2 protein-coding genes are annotated in these 2,750 nt (G+C 64.9%); both read right to left on the bottom strand.

All coding sequences use genetic code 11. From position 1 onward, the window contains the following. Window positions 1–1,725 (bottom strand): TRAP transporter permease (locus JHD07_RS08500; protein WP_291621015.1); only part of this gene is annotated, 1,725 nt, incomplete at its 3' end. Between the two features lie 234 nt (window positions 1,726–1,959). Next, window positions 1,960–2,750: TAXI family TRAP transporter solute-binding subunit (locus JHD07_RS08495; RefSeq protein WP_291621013.1), on the bottom strand; the 791-nt coding region annotated here is incomplete at its 5' end.

Below are 2,750 nucleotides of genomic sequence, written 5' to 3'. Positions count from 1 at the left end.
GGGAATGAAGTAGATGATGCTGCCGACCCACATCGATTCCCAGCCGGTTTTCATCGCCGGCGAGCCGGCTATGCCCGCGGCGGCAAAGGAGGCGATGGCGACCGGCGGGGTGATCGACGACAGCATGCCCCAGTAGAAGATGAACATATGCACCGCCATGCGGTTGAGCCCGAGCTTCTCCAGCGCGGGCGCAACAAGGATGGCGAGGAAGATGTAGCAAGCCGTCGTCGTCAGCCCGAGGCCGAGAATGAGGCTGGTGAGGGCGCACATGCCGAGCAGCAGGAAGGCGTTGTCGCCGGCGATGTGCAGGAGGTCGTTGGCGAGGCTCGACACCACGCCCGTCATCGAGAACGCGCCGATGAGGAGGCCGCAGCCGGCGAGGATGCCGACCAGCTCGACGAAGGTGCGCCCGTTCACCTCCAGGAACTTGCCGATGGTGGCAAGCGTCCAGCGCGTGTCCTTTGAGAAGAGCTGGTTGAGCACCAAGAGGAGCGCGGTGGCGTAGAACGGCGCGTGGCTCTCGCGCTTGAAGTAGAGCAGCATCACGATCAGAAGCGCGATGACGAAGACGTAATACCAGCCGTCCTTGATCGTATCCATGATCCGCGGCAGGTCGGCGCGCGGAATGCCTTTCAGCCCGTGACGCGCGGCATAGGCGTCGACCTGCATGAAGAGGCCGGCATAATACAGCACGGCGGGAATGATTGCGGCGAGCGCGACGTCGGCGTAGCTGACGTTGAGGAATTGGGCGATCACGAACGCGGTCGCGCCCATCACCGGCGGCGCCAGCACCGCGCCGGTCGAGGCGCAGGCCTCGATAGCTGCCGCATAGGAGGCGCGGAAGCCGCTCTTCTTCATCACCGGGATGGTCATGGTGCCGGCGGTGAGCACGTTGGAGATGATCGAGCCCGACATCATGCCGAGCAGGCCGCTGGCGAAAATACAGACCTTGGCGGCACCGCCGCGGAAGGTGCCGCACAGCGCGAAAGAGAGGTTGATGAAGAATTTTCCGGCTCCCGTCATCATCAACGCGGTGCCGAACACGAGGAAGCCGATCACGGTGTCGGCAAAGGCCTGAATGGGGATGCCGAGCAGGCTTTCGCCTGACAGCACGTGATAGGCGGTCGCCTGCTCCAGTGTCGATTGCGTGCCGCGGAACGGTCCGAGCCAGCCGGCTTCAGCGAACAGGGGGTAGACCGTGAAGGGAAAGACGCTCAGCAACAGGCTCCAACCACCGGTGCGTCGCAGCGCCTCCATCAGCATCGCCCACATCACGAGGCCGGCGGCGATCACGGCGGTCGGCGCGCCGCCGAACTCCCAGCCGGCCTCCGCGGCCTTGCGCACGTTCGACATCAGCATGATGGCCGCCGCGAATGTCGCGACGAACAGGACGAGATCATACCAGAGAATGCGATCGAGCGGGGCGCGCTCAGTGCCCGGAAAGATCAGGAAGGTGAAGGGCAGCATCAAGGCGATCAGGAGGTAGAAATACTCCGTGTTGAGCTGGGTGTAGCCTATGAAGAAGCGCAGCGAGAATTGCTGGTTGATGCAGAGCAGGATCGTCGCGGCGGTCGCTGCGACGAGCATCCAGCGCCAGAGACCGCGCAAGGTGCGGACGCGCGTGACTTCGGCTTCCTGCATGTTGCCGGCTGCGCCATGGGGATCGTCGAACACGACGCGCTTGGGCTCGTCCTGCGGGGCGGTGGAGGTGGAAGAAGACATCATTGATCCCGCGCGTGGGCTACTGTGCAGATCGGGCGAACGACAGTTGTTTGAATCGCTCGCGCCGCGGGCGACGAAACCTCTCCCGCTTGCGGGAGAGGTCGCCGCGAAGCGGCGGGTGAGGGTTCTCTCCTCTGGGGGAGTCCCACCGTGGAGACACCCTCTCCCCAACCCTCTCCCGCAAGCGGGAGAGGGGGCGCAGCTCCCTCGTTGCGACGATCAATGTCCTCAACAAGACTATTCCTCGAACCCGTTCGGCATGCTGGCCTTGGCAAGCGCCGCCGCGCGCGCCTTCATCCAGCCTTCGAGGAAGGCCTTGTCGTCCGATGGCGGATTGGACTTGCCGTAATCGGCCCACGCGGCCGCCAGCACTTCCTGTCGCTTGATCAGCTGGTTGTTGTGCGTCTCCTGCGCATCGCTCCACTGGCCGGCTTCCTTCAGCGCCTTCACCGCGCCGGGATGGACCGGCACCGCCCAGTTCTTGGTCTGGCGGTCGGCGGCGAGACCGCCGGCGCCGGGCGCCGAATCCTTGTAGGCGTCGTAATTGACGATCATCGCCTTTGTGATGGCATAGACCTGATCGGCCGGTTGCGAGGCGTAGGCGACGAAGATCGGGTAGGGATAGTTGCCGAGTTCGACCGGCTTTTGCGGCGAGATGCCGGCGCCGCAGGTCGCAAGCTGCGGGAAGAAGAACGAGCCGACCTTCTGCATGCGCACCCAGCCCTCCTTGTCGTTGGCGGGCAGGGGCGGCCAGATCAGGCCACGCGGCGACGTCTCGGCCTCCTTGGCAGGGCCGGTGATGGTGGTGCCGAAGGCGGCATCGACGTCGTTGTTGATGAGGCCCTTCCACATCGCGCCGTAGCTGGCGAACTCGACGGCCTTGACGTCCTTCTGCGTCAGACCGGCGAAGGCGAGCACCGCGAGCGAGTTCTGGTTCAGCGCCGGCGAGCCGACCACGAAGCCGACGCGCTTGCCCTTGAGGTCCTTCAGTTCCTTCACGCCGGTGTCGGCGGCGACCCCGAGCGAGG

Origin of the sequence: Bradyrhizobium sp., assembly GCF_016462955.1 — a bacterium.
Taxonomy (GTDB): Bacteria; Pseudomonadota; Alphaproteobacteria; order Rhizobiales; family Xanthobacteraceae; genus Bradyrhizobium.
Note: the sequence above shows the minus strand (reverse complement) of the source record. Positions and strands in the feature narration are given on the sequence as shown.